The sequence below is a fragment of the Pseudomonas taetrolens genome, from assembly GCF_900475285.1.
GTDB classification, from domain to species: Bacteria; Pseudomonadota; Gammaproteobacteria; order Pseudomonadales; family Pseudomonadaceae; genus Aquipseudomonas; species Aquipseudomonas taetrolens.
On sequence record NZ_LS483370.1, the window covers coordinates 3,055,956 to 3,075,202 of the forward strand.

The following is a 19,247-nucleotide window of genomic DNA, read 5'->3' on the forward strand; positions in this document are numbered from 1 at the left end:
AACCGACGGTTTTTTGCAAAATGGTGAACTTGAGCTGCACTTACCCCCTCATATACTCAGTGAAACACTCTCGGTTTTAACGCTTAAGAAGGAGCATCACATGCGCATGACTCACCTGTTCGCTTTCGCAGCACCTCTGGCTCTGCTGCTGCCACTGACTGCCCATGCCGATAATTGGCCGGCAGGCACCAAGAACGAGTACATGAAGGATTGCGTGGCTGCAGCCAGCAAAAGCATTGATCAGAAAACCGCCACTCAGCATTGCGAGTGCGGCGCAAACAAGCTGAATGAAAACTTCACCAGCGCTGAGATCGAAGCACTGATGAGCAAGACAAAACAACCGAGTGCCGAGCTTAGAACCAAGGCAATGAATGCAATTCAAGGCTGCGTGGTGAAGAAATAGATCGCTCGCAGCGCAACAATTTGAGCATCCATCCGAGCAAAAACGGCCAAAAAACCTCAATTGCTTAAAAAAGATGCATCGGCCGACGCTTTTTTTTGAAGCGATTTAAGCCTTGAAACCCCCATGAAATGGGGGTTTCAAGCATTCCCGGCGACAGACAAAAGCTAACAATGATGCAAACTGCCACTCAGGGGGGGTTCCAAAGCGCACATTTCGACTATAATAGCCAAGTGTGCCCAGTTGGCCTGAGCAGCACAGTACTACTGAAAATATAAGTTTCTTGGAGATACACCATGTCTAATCGCCAAACCGGCACCGTAAAATGGTTCAACGATGAAAAAGGCTTCGGCTTCATCACTCCTCAAGGTGGCGGTGACGACCTGTTCGTACACTTCAAAGCTATCGAAAGCGACGGTTTCAAAAGCCTGAAAGAAGGCCAGACTGTTTCCTTCGTGGCTGAGAAAGGCCAAAAGGGTATGCAAGCTGCACAGGTTCGTCCGGAGTAAATCTCCCGCGAACAAAAAAACCCCGTCCATGTGACGGGGTTTTTTATGCCTGAAACAACGCTATACGCGCTTAACCGCAGTTGACCCGGGTAATGATCCCGCTGTTATCCGCGTTCAGGTTCAAACGATCTGAACGGTATTCAAGCGTCATAACATCGTTCGGCATCAAGATACGTGCAGTCTGCGCACCAGACTTGGCACGCGCCTGCTCCAGAAGCTCTGATGAGGCTTTCTTGCCGATGGCAAACCCTGCAGACTGAGCATCGCAACGGCCATGCCCTGCCTCCCCGGCTGGCTCCTGCGCCGAATCTGGCGTGCTGCATCCAGACAGCGCCAAAACCGCCAGCAACGAACCCAGTGACACTAGCTTCCAAGGCATGAAGCCTCCTTTAAGATAAATAATCAGTATCTTTGCGACAGCGTTTGCGCAAATAGGTTGCACTGCCCCTGTTCACAACACCTGTTTAATCGGGACAAAACGGATTTTTGCCCGGATACCCGTTCTATACGCGCGCCTAATCGTGACGAAATGTGTGCAGGCAGTCAGTAGATATCGATGTAATCAAACGGCGGGTTCGGCCAATTATCGTTGATCGCGTTGTAAATCTGCATGACCCAGACTTCATCGCTGGCCGCAATCTTTCCGACATACCCGGAACCGGCCGCCCAGGTTTCGAGCCTGAAGAGCAAGTTTTCGATATCCACGCCTCCTACAACACCTGCAGAAATGTACGCAATGCCGGCCTTCGTCACACGCAACTGAGTATGCACATCGTCACTGGCCGAGGCCAATAACTGACGCACTGCTGCGATGGTGAGCCTCTCTGGCTGGTTTAAATCAATGTGCATCGCTGCCCTCCCCCTTGAAAAGCGCAAGTGTGGCACGCAACGTAAGCATCTTGTGAAAGTTGAAGCGCCAACCACTGCTGACTGTGATTAACTTTAATCTCCTGATAGCTTCAGGACGACATTTTGCTAAAATCGCGCCCCCAAAGCCTCCCATGAGATACCCATGACAACCGTCGCAATCGATGCAGACATCAAAGCCAAGTGGCCCCAAGGGCAATGTTCATACAGCCCCGGCAGCCCGGAAGAGCTGGCTATCATCGGTATTGATCTGCTGGTCAAAGAGCTTGGCACAGAAGCCGCGCACGCATTCGTCAGCCAAATCTTCGAAAAATACAAAAGCCCTGAAGCCATTAAACCGGCGTGAATCTGCGCAGACAGTGGTCTGCGCCTATTCAAATCACTTCAATCGGCTCAATCGCGCCGTCAGCAAGTCAAAAAAGCCCTGAGCATCTCCATCCTCAACCCAAAACACAGTGTTTGGCTGCTTGAGCGTGCCGTACCAGTCAGCAATGGTCTGACCAAACGTCGGCCCTTCACGAGTGTCCACGACCATGTTGATCTCACGCCCGGTGAACAGGCTCGGTTTCAGCAGATAGGCAATCACGCCGGCGTCGTGCACAGGACCGCCTGGCAGCCCGTAGTGCTCCATATCGGCCTTCACATACCCGTTCAGAATATCGCTGACCAATTTTCCGGCCGTGTTGCCCAGCGCAGCGATGTGTTTGAGGCGCTCTTCGCTGGTCAGTATTTTGTGCGTCACATCAAGGGGGATGTAAACCAGTTTCACCCCGCTTTTCAAGACGACATCGGCCGCATGCGGGTCCGCGTAGAGGTTGAATTCCGCTACCGGGGTGATATTGCCGCCATTGAAATGAGCTCCGCCCATGACGACCACTTCCTTGATGCCCTGTTTGATATCAGGGGCCTGAATCAAGGCCAGGGCCAGGTTTGTTTGCGGGCCGAGCATGGCAATGGTCACGCTGCCGGGCTTGACCGAGCGCAAGGTATCAATCAGGTAGTTAACCGCATGGGTCTGCTCAAGACCTTTTGCAGGCTCGTGGACCGGAACGCCGGTTACGCCTTCCTCGCCATGAATGTTCTCAGCGTAGATCGGCGTGCGAATCAGCGGCCTCGGTGCCCCGGCATACACCGGAATGTCTTCGCGCCCTCCCCATTCACGCGCCAGGCGGGCATTGCGTGAGGTTTTATCCAGACGAACGTTGCCCGCTACCGTGGTAATCGCCCGCACATTGAGTTCTTCCGGCGAAGCAAATGCCAGCAGCAACGCCACGACATCATCTGCCCCCGGGTCGGTGTCGATAATCAGATCGACCTTGTCTGCAGCCTGAACGCTTGAGATAGAGAGTACGGACAAAAGCAGGATACTCCTGATCAATGGTTGGAAAGTCTGCGTGAAACGCGCCATGGGCGACTCCTTGTCGTGTTTTTAAAAGGTCACGCCTGCAATCAAGGCTATGTTGCAGTACGGTTTGCACTCACCGGTACGAATAATCACTTTTGCCTGCTGGCACAGCTCTTTGAAGGCGTTGTGGGACATCACGCTTCTCTCTCCCAGGTTCCCTGCGTCGGCATGCCGATCAATACTCAGCAATGCCGGACACGGAAGCGGCAGCAGCTCATGGGCCAGGACATGGCTCTGCACCTGCATTTCACTGAGCAGTACCTCCAGCGTGCTGGCCAGATCGGGAATACCTTGAGTGAGGGCCAGATCAATCAGCTCAACACCTTTGGGCACTGGCAAGCCAGCATCCGCAATCACGACGACATCACCATGCCCCAGCGAGGCGACAAGCCTGGAGAGGGCAATATTAAGCAAAGGTGTTTTTTTCATGGAATGACAAACCCCTGAACGTCGTTCAATCGAGGAATGGAAGGCTGGGCACCTTCACGGGTCACGGACAAGGCTGCGGCAATCTGAGCGAACCGGACGGCGTCGTCTTCGTCTTTGCCCGCCGCCAGTGCGGCTGAAAACGCCCCGACAAATGTGTCGCCTGCAGCGGTGGCATCTACCGCTTCAACCCTGGGCGCCGCAAAATGCACGACACGCTGCGGACTGACCAGCAACGCACCTTGGGCCCCCAAGGTAACAATGACCTTGCGCGCACCCAGTTCGATCAGCCGGCGTGCCGCATCTTCTGCCGTCTCGAGCGAGTTGACTGCCACACCGCTGAGCGCCCATGCCTCGCTTTCATTAGGAATCACATAATCAATCGCCGCATACCACTGCGCAGGCAGCGGACCGCTGGCCGGCGCCGGATTGAGAATCACGGTTTTATCCAGCTCACGCCCACGGCGCAGGGTGTAGCCAACCGTGTCCATCGGGACCTCGAGCTGGCAGATGATCACCCTGGCTGCCTGCAAGACCTCGTCAAAGGCCTGTATGTCCTGTGGCACAAGGCACGCGTTGGTGCCGGGCACCACCACAATGGTGTTCTGGCTGTTGGCGTCGACCACGATCAGGGCCACACCGCTCACCCCCTCCGGCACGGTACGTAATGCCCGACAATCGATGTGCTCCGCCAGCATCCCCTCGCGCAGTTGCGTGCCGTAGGCATCACTGCCGAGGCAACCAACCATGGCCACCTGCACCCCCAGGCGGGCCGCCGCCACAGCCTGATTAGCCCCCTTGCCGCCCGGTACCGTGTCGAGGGACTGGCCGAAGATTGTTTCTCCGGGCCGCGGCAATCGCTCCGTGCGCGTGACCAGGTCCATGTTCAGGCTGCCCACCACTACTACGCTTGCTTGCATGTCTCGGCACTCATCCATTGATTTTCTGAGGGGCTGACAACCGCCCTTCTACGCGGGCGGAAGTGGACTCGCGCAACACAATGCTCGGGGTCACGATGTGCTGCTCGACGGCACGGTCTGGTGTCGCGATACGGCGCAACAACAGCTGTGCAGCCATTTCACCCAGTTGCAAAATCGACTGCCCGACTGTCGTCAGCGCCGGGTAGACATAACGGCTCATCTGCACATCATCAAAACCGATCACCGAAAGCTGGTCCGGCACCCGGATATTGCGCTCCGCAGCCGCACGCAGCACACCGATCCCCATCATGTCGTTGCACGCAAAAATGGCCGAGGGCGGGTTATGCGCCAGCAAGCGGACTGCCGCCTCATAACCACCGACACTGCTGAAATCGCTCTCAACCTTCCAGTGCTCAGGCACTGAAACTTCAGCTTCATCAAGTGCCCGCAAATAGCCGGCCATGCGCAATTGGGCAACACGGGTAATGCCAGGACCGCCAATGCAGGCGATATCGCGATGCCCGAGGTTGAGCAAATGCCGCGTGGCCAGATAAGCCCCCAACTCATGATCGATGCGCACCAGATCCGCTTCAATCCCGTCAAGGTTGCGGTCGACAATCACCATGGGGGTTTTGACACCGGCCAGACCGCCTGCCAACCCGAGGTCTCCCCCTGCTGAGGCGACTACCAGCCCGTCAACCCGCTTTTCGAGGAGTACGCGCAGGTAATTGCGCTGCTTGACCGGGTCGTCGTCGCAATTGCACAGGATGACGCAATAGTTGTTGCGCTCGCAGCAGTCTTCGATGCCTCGCGCCAGCTCCGCGAAATAGGGGTTCAGGCTGTTCGCGACCAGCAGCCCGATGGTGGCGGTGGACTTGGCCTTCAAGGAACGCGCCACCGCACTGGGTACATAATCAAGACGTGCAATGGCCTCTTCCACCTTCAAACGCACCGGCTCACTCACCGGACGCGTTTTGTTCAGGACATGAGAAACCGTCGTATACGAGATACCTGCCATTGCCGCGACATCTTTAATAGTTGCCATTGTTCAATTCCGTCGCCGTGCCCGCTGACTGCGGTATGTGTCCAATACCACTGCTATCACAATGACAGCACCGGTAATGATACGCTTGGTCGGCTCGGTCGCACCGATTTGCGCCAGCCCTGCGGCCAGCACCGAGATAATCAACACGCCGAAAAACGTGCTGATGACGGAACCCCGCCCACCCATCAAGCTCGTGCCGCCAATCACCACCGCCGCAATCACCTGCAACTCAAGGCCTGAACCGGCATTGGGATCTGCCGCCTCCAGGCGCGATATCTGAAACAACGCGGCAACCCCCGCCAGCAAACCCATCAGGCTGAAGACCAGGATTTTATAAGGCTTTGGATTGATCCCCGCGAGGCGAACCGCCTCTTCGTTGGTGCCGATCCCGATCAGATAACGACCAAACACCGTGCGCGTCAGTACCGCCTGAGCCACGACAATGACCAGCAGCGCGATGATAAAAGACGGCGAAATCCCGAAGACAATCGGATTGGACAGCCAGGCAAAGGCATCGCCAATGTAAGCGGTGCGCGACCCTGTCATTTGATAGGCCGCACCCCGGGCCATTTCCAGAACGCCCAACGACACAATAAAAGAAGGAATTCGCCACGCAACGGTGATCGACCCCGTAACCGTGCCGGCCAGCGCAGCGCAGCCCATTCCCAGCAAGGCCGCCGGCAGGACGCTCCAGCCCCAGCCCAGAATTGCCACACTGACCGCTGATGCCGCCAAAGCCAGTACCGAGCCGACTGACAGGTCAATGCCACCGATGATCAGCACAAACGTCATCCCGACCGCCAGCACCATCAGGTCCGGGATCTGGTTGGCCAGGGTGCTCAACGTGTCATATGAAAAGAAATGATCACTCAGGCTGGAGAACAGGATGATCATGGCCAGCAAGGCACCCGCCAGCCCCAGATAAGTACCCATGCCGTAATAGTTGTGCGCACTTTTTTGCACCACGGGAGTGGTTTTCATGAGGCATCCTTTGGCGTGGCTTCAGCGAGCAACGCATCTCGTTTTTGATAACCGGCAAACGCTGCTGCCAGCAACTGCTCCTGACTCCAGCTGTCCCGCTCGAAGGTGTCGATCAGACGCCCGGCCGACAGCACGCCGATACGATCACAGATCAACATCAACTCGCGCAGGTCGCTCGACACGACAACCAGTGCCTTGCCCTGGCGTGTCAGGTTGCCGAGCAAACGGTAGATGTCGAACTTGGCACCGATGTCGATACCGCGGGTGGGCTCGTCAAACAGCAGGACTGAACAGTCGCGCTCCAACCAGCGGCCGATGACCACCTTCTGCTGGTTGCCCCCCGACAGTTGCGAGACGATTTGCCTGGGTCCGGAACTGCGTATGCCCATTGCATCGATCTGACGCTGCGCCAAGGCAGACTCGTCGGGAGCATTCAATATGCCTGCCCGGGAGACCCGGTCCATGTTGCCCAGACCGATATTGGCACTGATCGACTGGGTCAACAGCAACCCTTCACCCTTGCGGTCCTCGGTAATCAAGGCAATGCCGTGCCTGACCGCTTCCACGGGCGAGCGGATACTCACCACCTGCGCCGGGGAGCCGAGCGCAACCGTGCCGCTGTCCGGCACGTCGGCACCATAGATCAAGCGTAAAAGCTCGGTACGCCCAGCCCCGATCAGGCCGGAAATACCAAATATCTCGCCTTGGCGAACCTCGAACGACACCTCCCGGACTTTGTCCGAACGCCCCAGCCCCGAGACCTTGAGTGCTGTTTCGCCCAAGGTGCGGATGCCCATGTCCAGAGCGTCGCCCAGCTCTCGCCCCACCATCAAATTGACCAGTTGTTCACTGCTGTAATTGGCGATGGGCTCGACACACACCAGGCGGCCGTCACGCAACACGGCAATGCGTTGCGCAACACGCGCCAACTCTTCGAGCCGGTGCGAGATGTAGACAATCGCCACCCCGCGCGCCTGGAGCCGTTCGATCTGGGCAAACAGCATGTCGACTTCGCGGGCCGTGAGCATCGCAGTCGGCTCATCCAGGATCAGCACATGGCAGTCACCGATCAAGTTGCGGGCGATTTCGACCATTTGCTGGTGCCCTACCCCCAGGTCGGCGACCAGGGTGTCGGGGTCAATGGCCTCCAGCCCCACCTGGGCCATTGCCTCGATGGCTGCCTTGCGCAGTTGCTTGCGACTGACCCAGCCAAAATGGCTGGGCAGATTATCCAGAAAAAGATTCTCGGCCACGGTCAGCGTGGGCAACAGGTTGAGCTCCTGCATGACCATGCGAATGCCCAGGCGCTCCGCCTGTGTACGACTGCCGGGAGCATAGGCTTGCCCCCTGAAGTGCATGTGCCCGAGCGTCGGCACTTCCAGGCCTGCGATGATTTTCGACAGTGTACTTTTCCCGGCACCGTTTTCACCGGTCAACGCCAGGACTTCGCCGCGGTGCAGCGTCAGGTCGATGCCCGCCAGAACCGGTTGAGTGTAGGTTTTGCCGATCCCGCCGACCGAAAGCACCACGCTGGCATTAGAAGCAGACATAAAACTTCTCCGGGCGCCCGCTCAACCGAGCAGGCGCCTGTGGCAGCGAATTGGACTATGGCTTGATAACCAGCTCGACCGGCGTGTCGATGACGCCATCCTTCAGGTTTTCGACCGGCTCTTTTTTGACCAGTTTGAGTGCCGTCTCAATGCCAAAAACCGCCTGTTGTGCAGCTGCCTGATCGGCAGTGGCAAGTACACGACCATCTTCAAGCATCGGTTTGATAGCGTTGATGTTGTCGTAACCCACAACTTGCACCTTGCCGGTTTTGCCTGCCGCACGGATGGCCGAAACCGCCCCTATGGCCATGCTGTCATTGCCGGCCAGGATGGCCTTGATTTCGGGGTATTCGCTGAGCATGCCCGACGCAACCTTGTTGCCACCGTCGATTTCCCAGTCTCCGGACTGCACCGAGACCACCTTCATGCCGGCGGCACTCATTGCATCCTTGAACCCTGCAGTGCGCATCTGCGCATTGGTGGTGGTCGATACACCCTCGATAATCCCGACCTGATCGCCCGCCTTGAGCGTTTTCGCCAGGTAGTCACCGACCTCGCGCGCGCCCTGCCTGTTGTTAGGCCCTACAAATGGCACTTCGAGGCCTTTGCTTTTCAGGACATCGGGATCCAGCCGGTTATCGATATTGACCACGACGATGCCACGATCTTTGGCTTTTTTAATGGTCGATACCAGCGCTTTGGAGTCTGCCGGGGCAATCACCAGCGCATCGACTTTAGCGATGATCATCTGCTGAATGATGTCGATCTGGCCTGCGGTGTCGGTTTCGTTCTTGATCCCGTTGGAGATCAGGTCGAAGTCCGCTGAATGGGCTTTTTGATAATCTTCGCCACCCTTCTGCATGGTGACAAAGAACTCGTTGGCCAGCGATTTCATCACCAGGCCGACTTTGGGTTTTTCAGGGGTGTCGGCATAAGCTGCCGGGAGGGATAAGGAGGTTGCGGCCATTATGGCCACAGCGAGAAGGCGTCCAGCAAAGGGCAGCTTCATGGAAGTAACTCCGATCTTATGATTATTGTGAGCAACGTCCTGCTCGCGCCTTGCCTGCCAACCACGCTTTAAATGGCAGCCGACCCGGGTGGAACCCCACCGCCGAGTCCGACCCGGCAACATCGCGCAAACGTTTGCTTGAACCTCACTATGGAAAGCCGCCGATTATTTGTCAACGTGAAATAAGGCCGCTCGACACGGATCAAAGGCCGAGTCTCCGAACAGAGAAACCCCTATTTGTTCGGAATTCCGTACCACACAGAAAAAAGTCAAATCAGAACAAAAATAAAATACTTAATAATCAATAAGTTACGCTAAAAATCAACAGACCTGAACGTTGGCATAAATACTGCTGCCTTGTCCTCGGCTCGCGACCAGGGGATGGCGCGAGCCGTGCGGGATGTACGTACGTCAGCACGTTTACCTATAAGAGAGAAAATAATGAAAACAGCTGTGTTGAAAACAATTGTCCCGGGCGCCTTGGCCCTTCTTCTGTCACTGCCGGTCGTTCAAGCTCAAGAGACCGTCACCAAGCCTAACGTGGTCATTCTGGCAACCGGCGGCACCATCGCCGGCGCCGGTGCCAGCGCGGCCAACAGCGCGACCTACACCGCAGCCAAAGTTGGCGTCGACCAACTGATCGCCGCAGTCCCAGAACTGAGCAAGCTGGCCAACGTCCGTGGCGAGCAGGTCATGCAAATCGCCTCCGAGAGCATTTCCAACGACAACTTGCTGCAGCTGGGCCGCCGCGTTGCAGAGCTCGCTGACAGCAAAGATGTCGATGGCATCGTGATCACCCACGGTACCGACACCCTGGAAGAAACCGCCTACTTCCTCAATCTCGTTGAAAAAACCGACAAGCCCATCATCGTGGTCGGCTCCATGCGCCCGGGCACTGCCATGTCGGCTGATGGCATGCTCAACCTGTACAACGCGGTAGCTGTAGCCGGGAGCAAAGATGCTCGCGGCAAAGGCGTGCTGGTCACCATGAACGACGAGATCCAGTCCGGCCGTGACGTCAGCAAAACGATGAACATCAAGACCGAAGCCTTCAAAAGCCCTTGGGGCGCATTGGGCATGGTGGTCGAGGGCAAATCCTACTGGTTCCGCTTGCCTGCCAAGCGCCACACCATGGATTCCGAGTTCGACATCAAAAACATCACTTCCCTGCCCAACGTAGGCATCGCCTACTCGTACGGCAACGTAGACGACACCGCCTACAAGGCATTTGCACAAGCCGGCGCCAAAGCCATCATCCACGTAGGTACCGGTAACGGTTCCGTGTCGTCCCGCGTGGTTCCGACCCTGCAGGATCTGCGTAAAGATGGCATCCAGATCATTCGTTCTTCACACGTCAACAACGGCGGGTTCGTACTGCGTAACGCAGAGCAGCCAGACGACAAGAACGACTGGGTTGTAGCCCATGACCTCAACCCTCAAAAAGCCCGCATCCTGGCCATGGTCGCCCTGACCAAGACCCAGGACAGCAAAGAGCTGCAGCGGATGTTCTGGGAATACTGAGTCGTCGCATACGGTTGACGGCTTGAACACAAAAAGGCCGCCTCCCCCGGGAGGCGGCCTTTTTTATGGGCCACATAAACACCCCTGACCCGCTACCCGCGCACCTAACAGTTGCGAAAAATCGCACAGTTAAATACTGTATGCGCATACAGCAACCCAAGGATTGCATCATGAGTAAAAAAGCGGCGACACCGCCAAGCCCTCCGACCCCCTACGAAATTTTCGGAATGCGTATCCAGAAGATCATCAGTTCGCCCAAAGCCCAAAAAGAAAAGATGGCGGTGCTTGAACGACAAGAAGGTGACAACCCGGAATTTTGGGAACGCTTGCTGGAAGAAATCTCCGAAAACGACAACGTCACCATCGCTCATCGCGATGATGGCGGCGTGAATGTTTTCTGGACCGTACCTGAGGAAGATTGAGTCAATGTGGGTTCGTTTACTGGCACTGGCCAGCCTCTGCATCGTCACCAGCGCACACGCGGGTGCACCCCAAACCTTCAGTGAAGCCAAAAAAATCGCCTGGAAACTCTACGCCCCCCAGTCCACCGAGTTTTACTGTGGCTGCAAATACACCGGGAACCGCGTCAACCTCGCAGCCTGCGGTTATATCCCACGCAAAAATGCCAACCGCGCAGCACGTATCGAATGGGAACATATCGTGCCCGCCTGGCAGATCGGCCATCAGCGCCAATGCTGGCAAAGTGGAGGACGCAAAAACTGCACCCGTAACGACCCGGTATTCAAAGTTGCTGAAGCCGACCTGCACAACCTGGTACCCAGCATTGGCGAAGTCAACGGTGACCGGAGCAACTTCAGTTTCGGCTGGTTGCCCACGCAACAGGGGCAGTACGGCTCATGCCTGACCCAGGTCGACTTCAAGTCCAAAAAGGTCATGCCGCGCCCGTCTATTCGCGGAATGATCGCGCGCACCTACTTTTACATGAGCAAGCGCTACAACCTGCGTCTGTCGAAACAAGACCGTCAACTGTATGAAGCCTGGAACAAGACCTACCCGGTACAGGCCTGGGAGCGCCAGCGCAACCAGACAGTTGCCTGCGTCATGGGCCGTGGCAACGAGTTTGTAGGCCCGGTCAACCTGAAGGCCTGCAGCTGAATCTGTGGCAGCCGGTTTGAGACGCATCTCAACGTTTGATCACGTAAAAAGCTGCACGCAACCCGACCAAAGACTGTAAGCAAAGATGTACAAAACGCCCATGAAAAGCTGGAAAAGGCCCCATGGGCTGTTTTAACCTTACTCTTTGGCGTACCTAAAGCCGCACCATCGCTCGGCAATTCCTACAGGATGCCGAGCAAGCTGCGTGGTGGCAGGGCTGCATTTACACTCGACTTGTGACGATACTCTTGAAACTCATCATTATTGCTGTCTACGTTTTGTCCATCGCGCATGTCCACTTGCGGGGCAAGGTGCGACATAAATTGAGTCGTCAACTGAGCGACCATTCGACCTTTCTTGCACCGATCAACTGCTTTCTTTACCTGTTTTCCAAGGTGCCCAGCCAACCGTACTTGAAGCCGGCGGACTTCCCTGAGCTGCAGCCCCTGCAGGAGCACTGGCAGGAGATCCGCGAGGAAGCCCGACAACTGATGCGCGCCGGAGAGATCAAACGCTCCGAACAGCCCAATGATGTGGGGTTCAACTCGTTCTTCAAAACCGGCTGGAAGCGTTTCTACCTGAAGTGGTATGGCGATAATCACCCTTCCGCGGTCGAACTGTGCCCTCGTACGATTGAGCTGCTTAACGGCATTGGCACCATCAAGGCCGCCATGTTTGCCGAATTGCCACCCGGTTCCAAGCTGGTACGCCATCGCGATCCGTACGCCGGCTCCCTGCGTTATCACTTGGGTCTCGACACACCGAATGATCCGGGCTGCTATATCAATGTCGATGGGCAAAACTACTCGTGGCGTGACGGTGAAGGCGTCATGTTTGATGAGACGTTCATCCACTATGCCGAAAACACCACCGATAAAAACCGCATCATCCTGTTTTGCGATGTCGAACGCCCGATGCAATACCGCTGGGCGGCCGCCTTCAATCAGTGGTTTAGCCGGACAGTCATGGCCTCCGCCAGCTCACCCAATGACGCCAATGATAAAACCGGCAACCTGAACCGCGCCTTTACCAGGCTGTATAAAATTCGCCTGCGCGGAAAAGAGCTCAAAAAGCGCAATCGCACCCGCTATTATTTAGAGAAGTGGGCGATTTTCGCGGGCCTGCTGGGCCTGTTTCTTCTGATCTGAAACGCCTCCCCGACTGTGGGGGGCCGCTGAGTCCCCCTCAAGGAGCGCGTCATGCCCACACGTCTGAGCTTTATCTGCCATGCCCGAACCGAAGCTCAGCGCTTGGGGTACTTTGCTGCGGATGAACCGGCAGAACCCGCCGGCCTGCTCAAAGCCGCGCAAATGGCCCCCGCCCTGAAAAAGCCGGTGCGCATTCTCTGCGCTCCCGAAATTCGGACCCTGCAAACCGCCCAGGCGCTGGGCAGTGAGATTGAAATCGTTCCCGCGCTCGGCGACTACGACGCCGGGGACTGGCAAGGGCAGCGCTTGTCCGACCTGCAAGCACGTATTCCTCAAGTGCTCCTCGACTGGACCAGCAACCCCTTTGCGGCACCGCACAATGGCGAGTCAGTGCAAGACCTCTGCCTGCGAGTCAGCACCTGGCTCGACGGATTTCGCGAAGAGGGACATTTTGTCGTGGTCACTCACCCGTTCATTATCCGCGCCGCCGTCCTGCATGTTCTGGGCGCCAGCCTGCACGCGTTCAATCTGATCGATGTCGAACCGCTGTCGAGGGTCGATTTGCGGTTTAACCAATGCTGGCGACTGAGGCTGTGAGTCACTCTTCCAGCATTAACCCGCCCGGCGGCAAGGGCAGTGCTGTTTTGTAACGCACCTGTTTGAGAGCAAAGCTGGAACGAATATTGGCCACGCCCGGGACCTTGGTCAGAAAGTCCATCATGAAACGCTCCAGCGCCTGAATGCTCGGCACCAGCACCCGGATCAGGTAATCCGGATCACCGGCCATCAAATAGCACTCCATCACTTCATGGCGATCAGAAATCGCCGCTTCAAAGTGCTGCAACGCTTCTTCGACCTGTTTCTCCAGGCTGACATGGATGAACACATTGACGTGCAGCCCCAGCATGTCGGCGTCGAGCAAGGTGACCTGCTCGCGAATCAGCCCACGTTCTTCCATCGCCTTGACCCGGTTGAAACACGGGGTGGGCGACAGGTTGACCGAGCGCGCAAGGTCCGCGTTGGTGATGCGCGCATTCTGCTGAAGGCGGTTGAGAATCCCGATATCCGTTCGATCTAGCTTGCGCATGAGACAAAAGCACCTGTTTTTTATGTTTATAAAGAATTCTTATCCTTAAACGCTTCAAAGCACAACGAACTACAGAGAAATATTCTTCACTGTCAGGAATATGATGGTTGTAGGACAAGATTTGGCTGTTTCTTCAGCCAGATCTTTAACACCTAGCTCCCGCGCCCTAATAAAACACGACAAGATCGAGCGTAGAGAAAGCCATGAATGAATATGCACCGCTGCGCCTGCACGTTCCTGAACCCTCTGGCCGTCCAGGCTGCAGGACCGACTTCAGCTACCTGCGCCTGACCGATGCCGGTCTGGTACGCAAACCCCCTATCGACATCGAACCCGCCGACACTGCCGATTTGGCCAAAGGCTTGATTCGCGTGCTCGACGATCAAGGCCAGGCGCTAGGCCCGTGGGCTGAAGGCGTATCAACCGAGATCCTGCGCGCTGGCATGCGCGCCATGCTCAAGACCCGGATATTCGACACCCGCATGGTGGTCGCCCAGCGCCAGAAAAAAATGTCGTTCTATATGCAAAGCCTTGGTGAAGAAGCCATCGGCAGCGCTCAGGCACTGGCCTTGAACATCGACGACATGTGCTTCCCGACCTACCGCCAGCAAAGCATTTTGATGGCCCGCGATGTGCCTCTGGTCGACCTGATTTGCCAGTTGCTGTCCAACGAACGCGACCCCTTGAAGGGCCGGCAATTGCCGATCATGTACTCGGTGCGTGACTACGGCTTCTTCAGTATTTCCGGCAACCTTGCGACCCAGTTCATGCAAGCGGTGGGCTGGGGCATGGCGTCGGCCATCAAGGGTGACACCAAAATTGCATCGGCCTGGATTGGTGACGGCGCGACCGCTGAGTCCGACTTCCATACCGCCCTCACCTTCGCTCACGTCTACCGCGCCCCGGTCATCCTCAACGTGGTGAACAACCAGTGGGCGATCTCGACGTTCCAGGCAATCGCCGGCGGCGAGTCCACCACCTTCGCCGGACGTGGCGTTGGCTGCGGCATCGCTTCGCTGCGGGTCGACGGCAATGACTTTATCGCGGTGTACGCCGCCTCGGCCTGGGCCGCTGAACGTGCCCGACGCAATCTGGGCCCGACGCTGATCGAGTGGGTGACCTATCGCGCAGGTCCGCACTCCACTTCCGACGACCCTTCCAAGTACCGCCCGGCCGATGACTGGAGCCACTTCCCGCTCGGTGATCCGATTGTTCGCCTCAAGCAGCACCTGATTGCTACCGGCAACTGGTCAGAAGAAGAACATGCTGCTGTCAGCGCCGAACTTGAAGCCGAAATCATCGGCGCACAAAAGGAAGCCGAGCGCTTCGGCACCCTGGCGGGCGGGCAGATACCGAGCGCCGCGACGATCTTTGAGGACGTGTACAAGGACATGCCCGACCACCTGCGTCGGCAACGTCAGCAATTGGGGTTATAACCAGATGAACGACAACAATAAAATTCAGATGGAGAACGCCGTGAGCACCAGCACCCTGACGATGATCCAGGCCCTGCGTTCGGCCATGGACGTGATGCTTGAACGCGATGACAACGTCGTGGTGTTTGGCCAGGACGTGGGTTACTTCGGCGGCGTGTTCCGCTGCACCGAAGGCCTGCAGGCCAAATACGGCAGCTCGCGCGTGTTCGATGCTCCGATCTCCGAAAGCGGGATCGTCGGCGCGGCAGTGGGCATGGGCGCTTATGGCCTGCGGCCGGTGGCTGAAATCCAGTTTGCCGACTATTTCTATCCGGCCTCCGACCAGATTGTCTCCGAGGCAGCCCGCCTGCGTTATCGCTCGGCCGGGGAGTTCATTGCCCCGATGACCCTGCGCATGCCCTGCGGCGGCGGGATCTACGGCGGCCAAACTCACAGCCAGAGCCCCGAAGCCATGTTTACCCAGGTCTGTGGTCTGCGGACCGTCATGCCGTCCAACCCGTACGACGCCAAAGGCTTGTTGATCGCAGCCATCGAAAACGATGACCCAGTGATCTTCCTCGAGCCCAAACGCCTGTACAACGGCCCGTTCGACGGGCACCACGATCGTCCGGTCACTCCGTGGTCGAAACACCCTGCCAGCGCCGTGCCGGATGGTTATTACACCGTCCCGCTGGACTGTGCCGCCATCGTCCGGCCGGGCACTGAAGTCACCATCCTGACTTACGGCACCACCGTGTACGTCGCTCAGGTGGCCGCCGAAGAAACCGGCATCGATGCCGAAGTCATCGACCTGCGCAGCCTGTGGCCACTGGACCTGGATGCCATCGTTACCTCCGTGAAAAAAACCCGCCGCTGTGTCGTCGTGCACGAAGCCACCCGTACCTGCGGGTTTGGTGCCGAGCTGATTGCACTGGTTCAAGAGCACTGCTTCCACTATCTGGAAGCGCCAATCGAGCGCGTGACAGGCTGGGATACGCCTTATCCGCATGCTCAGGAATGGGCCTACTTCCCAGGCCCGGCGCGGGTGGGTGCAGCTTTGCAACGGGTTATGGAGGTCTGAATGGGTACGCACGTTATCAAGATGCCGGACATTGGCGAAGGCATTGCTCAAGTTGAACTGGTGGAATGGTTTGTCAAAGTCGGCGACATGGTCAGCGAAGATCAGATCGTCGCCGATGTGATGACCGACAAGGCCACCGTGGACATCCCCTCCCCGGTCGCAGGCAAAGTACTGGCGCTGGGTGGACAGCCCGGCGAAGTGATGGCCGTGGGCAGCGAGCTGATCCGCATTGAGGTCGAAGGGGCCGGCAACCTGCGTGAAAGCGCACAACCGGTTGCCCCGGTCGCTGCCGCGCCGAAAGCCGCACCACAAGCCCGCGTTGAAGTCGCCGCGGTTTCGGCGCCGGTGGCCAGGACAGCGCCAAGCTGCGCCCCGACCACCCGCCCGGCACCGGTTGCCCGTGAAGCCAACGAACGGCCGCTGGCCTCGCCAGCGGTACGCAAACGCGCCTGGGATGCCGGCATCGAGCTGCGCTTCGTCCACGGCACCGGCCCGGCTGGCCGCGTGCTGCATGACGACCTGGAAGCCTATCTCGCGCAAGACACCACCGCGCCGGCACCGGCCAGTGGTTTTGCCAAGCGCACCGATGAACAGCAAATCCCGGTCATCGGCCTGCGTCGCAAGATCGCACAGCGCATGCAGGATGCCAAACGCCGCGCCGCGCACTTCAGCTACGTTGAAGAAGTGGACGTCACGGCCCTCGAAGAACTGCGGGCCCAGCTCAACCAGAAATGGGGCGACAGCCGTGGCAAGTTGACCTTGCTGCCGTTCCTGGTGCGGGCAATGGTCGTGGCCTTGCGTGATTTCCCGCAGATCAACGTACGTTACGACGACGAAGCACAAATCATCACCCGTTTTGGTGCCGCCCACATCGGGGTTGCCGCACAGAGCGATGGCGGCCTGATGGTGCCGGTGGTTCGTCATGCCGAAAGCCTGACCCTGTGGGGCGCAGCCGATGAGATCGCCCGTCTGGCCAACGCCGTGCGTACCGGCAAAGCCACCCGCGAAGAACTCAGCGGTTCGACCATCACCCTGACCAGCCTCGGCGCGCTCGGTGGCATCGTCAGTACCCCCGTGGTCAATCTTCCCGAAGTCGCGATTATCGGGGTTAACCGCATCGTTGAGCGTCCGGTGGTGGTCAAAGGCCAGATCGTGATCCGCAAAATGATGAACCTCTCCAGCTCCTTCGACCATCGCGTGGTGGATGGCATGGACGCGGCACAATTTATTCAGGCCATGCGTGGCTTGCTCGAACAACCTGCCACCCTGTTTCTGGAGTGAACATGCAGCCAACTCAACACACCACGCTGCTGATTATCGGTGGCGGCCCTGGCGGTTACGTGGCGGCGATTCGCGCCGGCCAGCTGGGAATCCCAACGGTCTTGATCGAAGGCCAGTCGCTGGGCGGCACCTGCCTGAACGTCGGCTGCATACCGTCCAAGGCATTGATTCATGTCGCCGAACAGTTTCATACCACACAGCGCTACAGCGGCCAGCACTCGCCGCTAGGGATCAAGGTTCAGGCGCCCACTCTGGACATCGGCCAAAGCGTGCAGTGGAAGAACGGTATCGTCGACCGCCTGACCACAGGCGTCGGCGCGCTGATGAAAAAACACGGGGTCAAGGTCATTCATGGCTGGGCGAAGATCCTCGATGGCAAGGCGGTAGAAGTTGACGGTCAGCGCATTGAATGCGAACACCTGTTGCTGGCCACCGGCTCACAAACCGTCGAGCTGCCGGTCCTGCCGATTGGCGGGCCAATCGTTTCGTCCACCGAAGCGCTGGCACCCACGGCCATTCCCAAACGTCTGACGGTGGTGGGTGCCGGTTACATCGGGCTGGAGCTGGGCATCGCTTATCGCAAGCTCGGCGCCGAAGTGACCGTGGTCGAAGCACGCGACCGGATTCTGCCAACCTACGACAAAGAACTGACGCAACCGGTGGCTGAATCCCTCAAGGCGCTGGGCATCATTGTGTATCTGGAGCACAGCGTCGAAGGTTTCCAGGCCAGCACCAAAACCCTCTCGATGCGCAATCGCATGGGCGAAAGCCAAACCCTGGAAACCGATCAGGTATTGGTCGCGGTCGGTCGACGTCCGCGTACCCAGGGTTTCAACCTTGAAACCCTGGGCCTGACCATGAACGGCTCGGCCATTGCAGTGGACAACCGCTGCCTGACCAGCATGCGCAATGTCTGGGCGATTGGTGACCTGACCGGTGAGCCGATGCTTGCACACCGGGCCATGGCCCAAGGCGAAATGGTGGCTGAGCTGATTGCCGGCAAACAACGTGAGTTCAGCCCCACGGCGATCGCTGCCGTGTGCTTTACCGACCCTGAAATCGTGGTGGTGGGTAAAACCCCGGCCGATGCCGAGGCCGCAGGCCTGGACTGTTTGAGCGCTAGCTTCCCCTTTTCCGCCAATGGCCGGGCCATGACCCTGGAATCCAAAAGCGGATTTGTCCGCGTCGTGGCACGGCGTGACAATCATCTGATTGTCGGTTGGCAAGCGGTGGGCATTGGCGTATCGGAATTGTCGACTGCTTTTGGGCAGTCGCTGGAAATGGGCGCCTGCCTGGAAGACATCGCCGGTACCATCCACGCCCACCCGACCTTGGGCGAAGCCGTACAGGAAGCCGCGCTGCGCGCTTTGGGGCACGCATTGCATCTCTAGCCACATGGGTAAGCTCACCGTAGCAACTGCCGACTGAACGAGGCTGCGTTCGGCAGTTGCTACGGGGGAGTTCGTGTCAGGTGGCAATCCAACAC

The 19,247-nt window shown here is 57.8% G+C and carries 22 protein-coding genes; 12 read left to right on the forward strand and 10 right to left on the reverse strand.

From position 1 onward, the window contains the following. Positions 1–100: 100 nt before the first annotated feature. Together DQN55_RS13985 and DQN55_RS13990 are read left to right on the forward strand one after the other, a co-directional pair. Positions 101–403, forward strand: a complete 303-nt coding sequence (locus tag DQN55_RS13985; RefSeq protein ID WP_048383159.1) for a hypothetical protein — start codon at positions 101–103, stop codon at positions 401–403. A gap of 293 nt (positions 404–696) precedes the next feature. Then, entirely contained in the window at positions 697–909 is a 213-nt protein-coding gene (locus DQN55_RS13990; RefSeq protein ID WP_003179963.1) for a cold-shock protein, read from the forward strand. A 70-nt stretch (positions 910–979) separates the two neighbouring features. Here DQN55_RS13990 and DQN55_RS13995 read toward each other — a convergent pair whose 3' ends face one another. Then, on the reverse strand, positions 980–1,288 hold the full coding sequence (locus DQN55_RS13995; protein WP_048383158.1) for an I78 family peptidase inhibitor: 309 nt from the start codon (positions 1,286–1,288) through the stop codon (positions 980–982). 164 nt (positions 1,289–1,452) lie between these two features. Next, positions 1,453–1,758, reverse strand: coding sequence for a hypothetical protein (locus DQN55_RS14000; RefSeq protein ID WP_048383157.1), 306 nt, complete (start codon positions 1,756–1,758; stop codon positions 1,453–1,455). 163 nt (positions 1,759–1,921) lie between these two features. Here DQN55_RS14000 and DQN55_RS14005 point away from each other — a divergent pair, with 163 nt between their 5' ends. Next, complete coding sequence (locus tag DQN55_RS14005; RefSeq protein ID WP_048383156.1) at positions 1,922–2,122, forward strand: hypothetical protein; 201 nt, start codon at positions 1,922–1,924, stop codon at positions 2,120–2,122. A gap of 33 nt (positions 2,123–2,155) precedes the next feature. Here DQN55_RS14005 and DQN55_RS14010 read toward each other — a convergent pair whose 3' ends face one another. The 7 genes from DQN55_RS14010 to DQN55_RS14040 are packed head-to-tail and all read right to left on the reverse strand — an operon-like array spanning position 2,156 to position 9,112. Then, positions 2,156–3,184 carry a nucleoside hydrolase gene (locus DQN55_RS14010; RefSeq protein WP_048383155.1) on the reverse strand — a complete coding sequence of 343 codons (1,029 nt, stop codon included), beginning with the start codon at positions 3,182–3,184 and terminating at the stop codon, positions 2,156–2,158. Positions 3,185–3,205: 21 nt separating this feature from the next. Beyond that, positions 3,206–3,610 carry a D-ribose pyranase gene (rbsD, locus tag DQN55_RS14015; RefSeq protein WP_048383154.1) on the reverse strand — a complete coding sequence of 135 codons (405 nt, stop codon included), beginning with the start codon at positions 3,608–3,610 and terminating at the stop codon, positions 3,206–3,208. Beyond that, positions 3,607–4,527 (reverse strand): ribokinase, encoded by a 921-nt coding sequence (rbsK, locus tag DQN55_RS14020; protein WP_048383153.1) that lies wholly within the window; start codon positions 4,525–4,527, stop codon positions 3,607–3,609. The genes rbsD and rbsK overlap by 4 nt, the downstream gene beginning before the upstream one ends. A gap of 10 nt (positions 4,528–4,537) precedes the next feature. Further along, complete coding sequence (locus tag DQN55_RS14025; RefSeq protein ID WP_048383152.1) at positions 4,538–5,572, reverse strand: LacI family DNA-binding transcriptional regulator; 1,035 nt, start codon at positions 5,570–5,572, stop codon at positions 4,538–4,540. 3 nt (positions 5,573–5,575) lie between these two features. Continuing rightward, entirely contained in the window at positions 5,576–6,553 is a 978-nt protein-coding gene (locus DQN55_RS14030; protein WP_048383151.1) for an ABC transporter permease, read from the reverse strand. After that, the gene (locus tag DQN55_RS14035; RefSeq protein WP_048383150.1) at positions 6,550–8,103 is read right to left on the reverse strand and encodes a sugar ABC transporter ATP-binding protein; all 1,554 of its coding nucleotides are present in this window, start codon (positions 8,101–8,103) and stop codon (positions 6,550–6,552) included. The genes DQN55_RS14030 and DQN55_RS14035 overlap by 4 nt, the downstream gene beginning before the upstream one ends. 55 nt (positions 8,104–8,158) lie before the next feature. Beyond that, positions 8,159–9,112, reverse strand: a complete 954-nt coding sequence (locus tag DQN55_RS14040; RefSeq protein WP_048383149.1) for a sugar ABC transporter substrate-binding protein — start codon at positions 9,110–9,112, stop codon at positions 8,159–8,161. 441 nt (positions 9,113–9,553) lie between these two features. Between DQN55_RS14040 and DQN55_RS14045 the strand changes: the two genes are divergently transcribed. From DQN55_RS14045 to DQN55_RS14065, 5 genes are all read left to right on the forward strand, one after another. Further along, the gene (locus DQN55_RS14045; protein WP_048383148.1) at positions 9,554–10,633 is read left to right on the forward strand and encodes an asparaginase; all 1,080 of its coding nucleotides are present in this window, start codon (positions 9,554–9,556) and stop codon (positions 10,631–10,633) included. Positions 10,634–10,803: 170 nt separating this feature from the next. After that, complete coding sequence (locus DQN55_RS14050) at positions 10,804–11,055, forward strand: DUF1654 domain-containing protein (RefSeq protein ID WP_048383147.1); 252 nt, start codon at positions 10,804–10,806, stop codon at positions 11,053–11,055. A 4-nt stretch (positions 11,056–11,059) separates the two neighbouring features. Beyond that, complete coding sequence (locus DQN55_RS14055; RefSeq protein ID WP_048383146.1) at positions 11,060–11,749, forward strand: endonuclease; 690 nt, start codon at positions 11,060–11,062, stop codon at positions 11,747–11,749. Positions 11,750–11,997: 248 nt separating this feature from the next. Next, positions 11,998–12,897: a lipid A hydroxylase LpxO gene (lpxO, locus tag DQN55_RS14060; protein ID WP_048383145.1), complete on the forward strand. Its 900-nt coding sequence runs from the start codon at positions 11,998–12,000 to the stop codon at positions 12,895–12,897. Positions 12,898–12,948: 51 nt separating this feature from the next. Continuing rightward, complete coding sequence (locus DQN55_RS14065; RefSeq protein ID WP_048383144.1) at positions 12,949–13,494, forward strand: histidine phosphatase family protein; 546 nt, start codon at positions 12,949–12,951, stop codon at positions 13,492–13,494. A 1-nt stretch (position 13,495) separates the two neighbouring features. Here DQN55_RS14065 and DQN55_RS14070 read toward each other — a convergent pair whose 3' ends face one another. Further along, positions 13,496–13,984, reverse strand: a complete 489-nt coding sequence (locus DQN55_RS14070; RefSeq protein WP_048383143.1) for an Lrp/AsnC family transcriptional regulator — start codon at positions 13,982–13,984, stop codon at positions 13,496–13,498. A 203-nt stretch (positions 13,985–14,187) separates the two neighbouring features. Here DQN55_RS14070 and DQN55_RS14075 point away from each other — a divergent pair, with 203 nt between their 5' ends. The 4 genes from DQN55_RS14075 to lpdA are packed head-to-tail and all read left to right on the forward strand — an operon-like array spanning position 14,188 to position 19,152. Beyond that, on the forward strand, positions 14,188–15,420 hold the full coding sequence (locus DQN55_RS14075) for a 3-methyl-2-oxobutanoate dehydrogenase (2-methylpropanoyl-transferring) subunit alpha (protein WP_048383142.1): 1,233 nt from the start codon (positions 14,188–14,190) through the stop codon (positions 15,418–15,420). Positions 15,421–15,424: 4 nt separating this feature from the next. Continuing rightward, a complete protein-coding gene (locus DQN55_RS14080; protein WP_048383141.1) occupies positions 15,425–16,480 on the forward strand; it encodes an alpha-ketoacid dehydrogenase subunit beta in 1,056 nt (351 codons plus the stop codon). After that, complete coding sequence (locus DQN55_RS14085) at positions 16,481–17,761, forward strand: dihydrolipoamide acetyltransferase family protein (RefSeq protein ID WP_048383140.1); 1,281 nt, start codon at positions 16,481–16,483, stop codon at positions 17,759–17,761. 2 nt (positions 17,762–17,763) lie between these two features. Further along, complete coding sequence (lpdA, locus tag DQN55_RS14090; RefSeq protein WP_048383139.1) at positions 17,764–19,152, forward strand: dihydrolipoyl dehydrogenase; 1,389 nt, start codon at positions 17,764–17,766, stop codon at positions 19,150–19,152. Positions 19,153–19,247 lie beyond the last annotated feature (95 nt).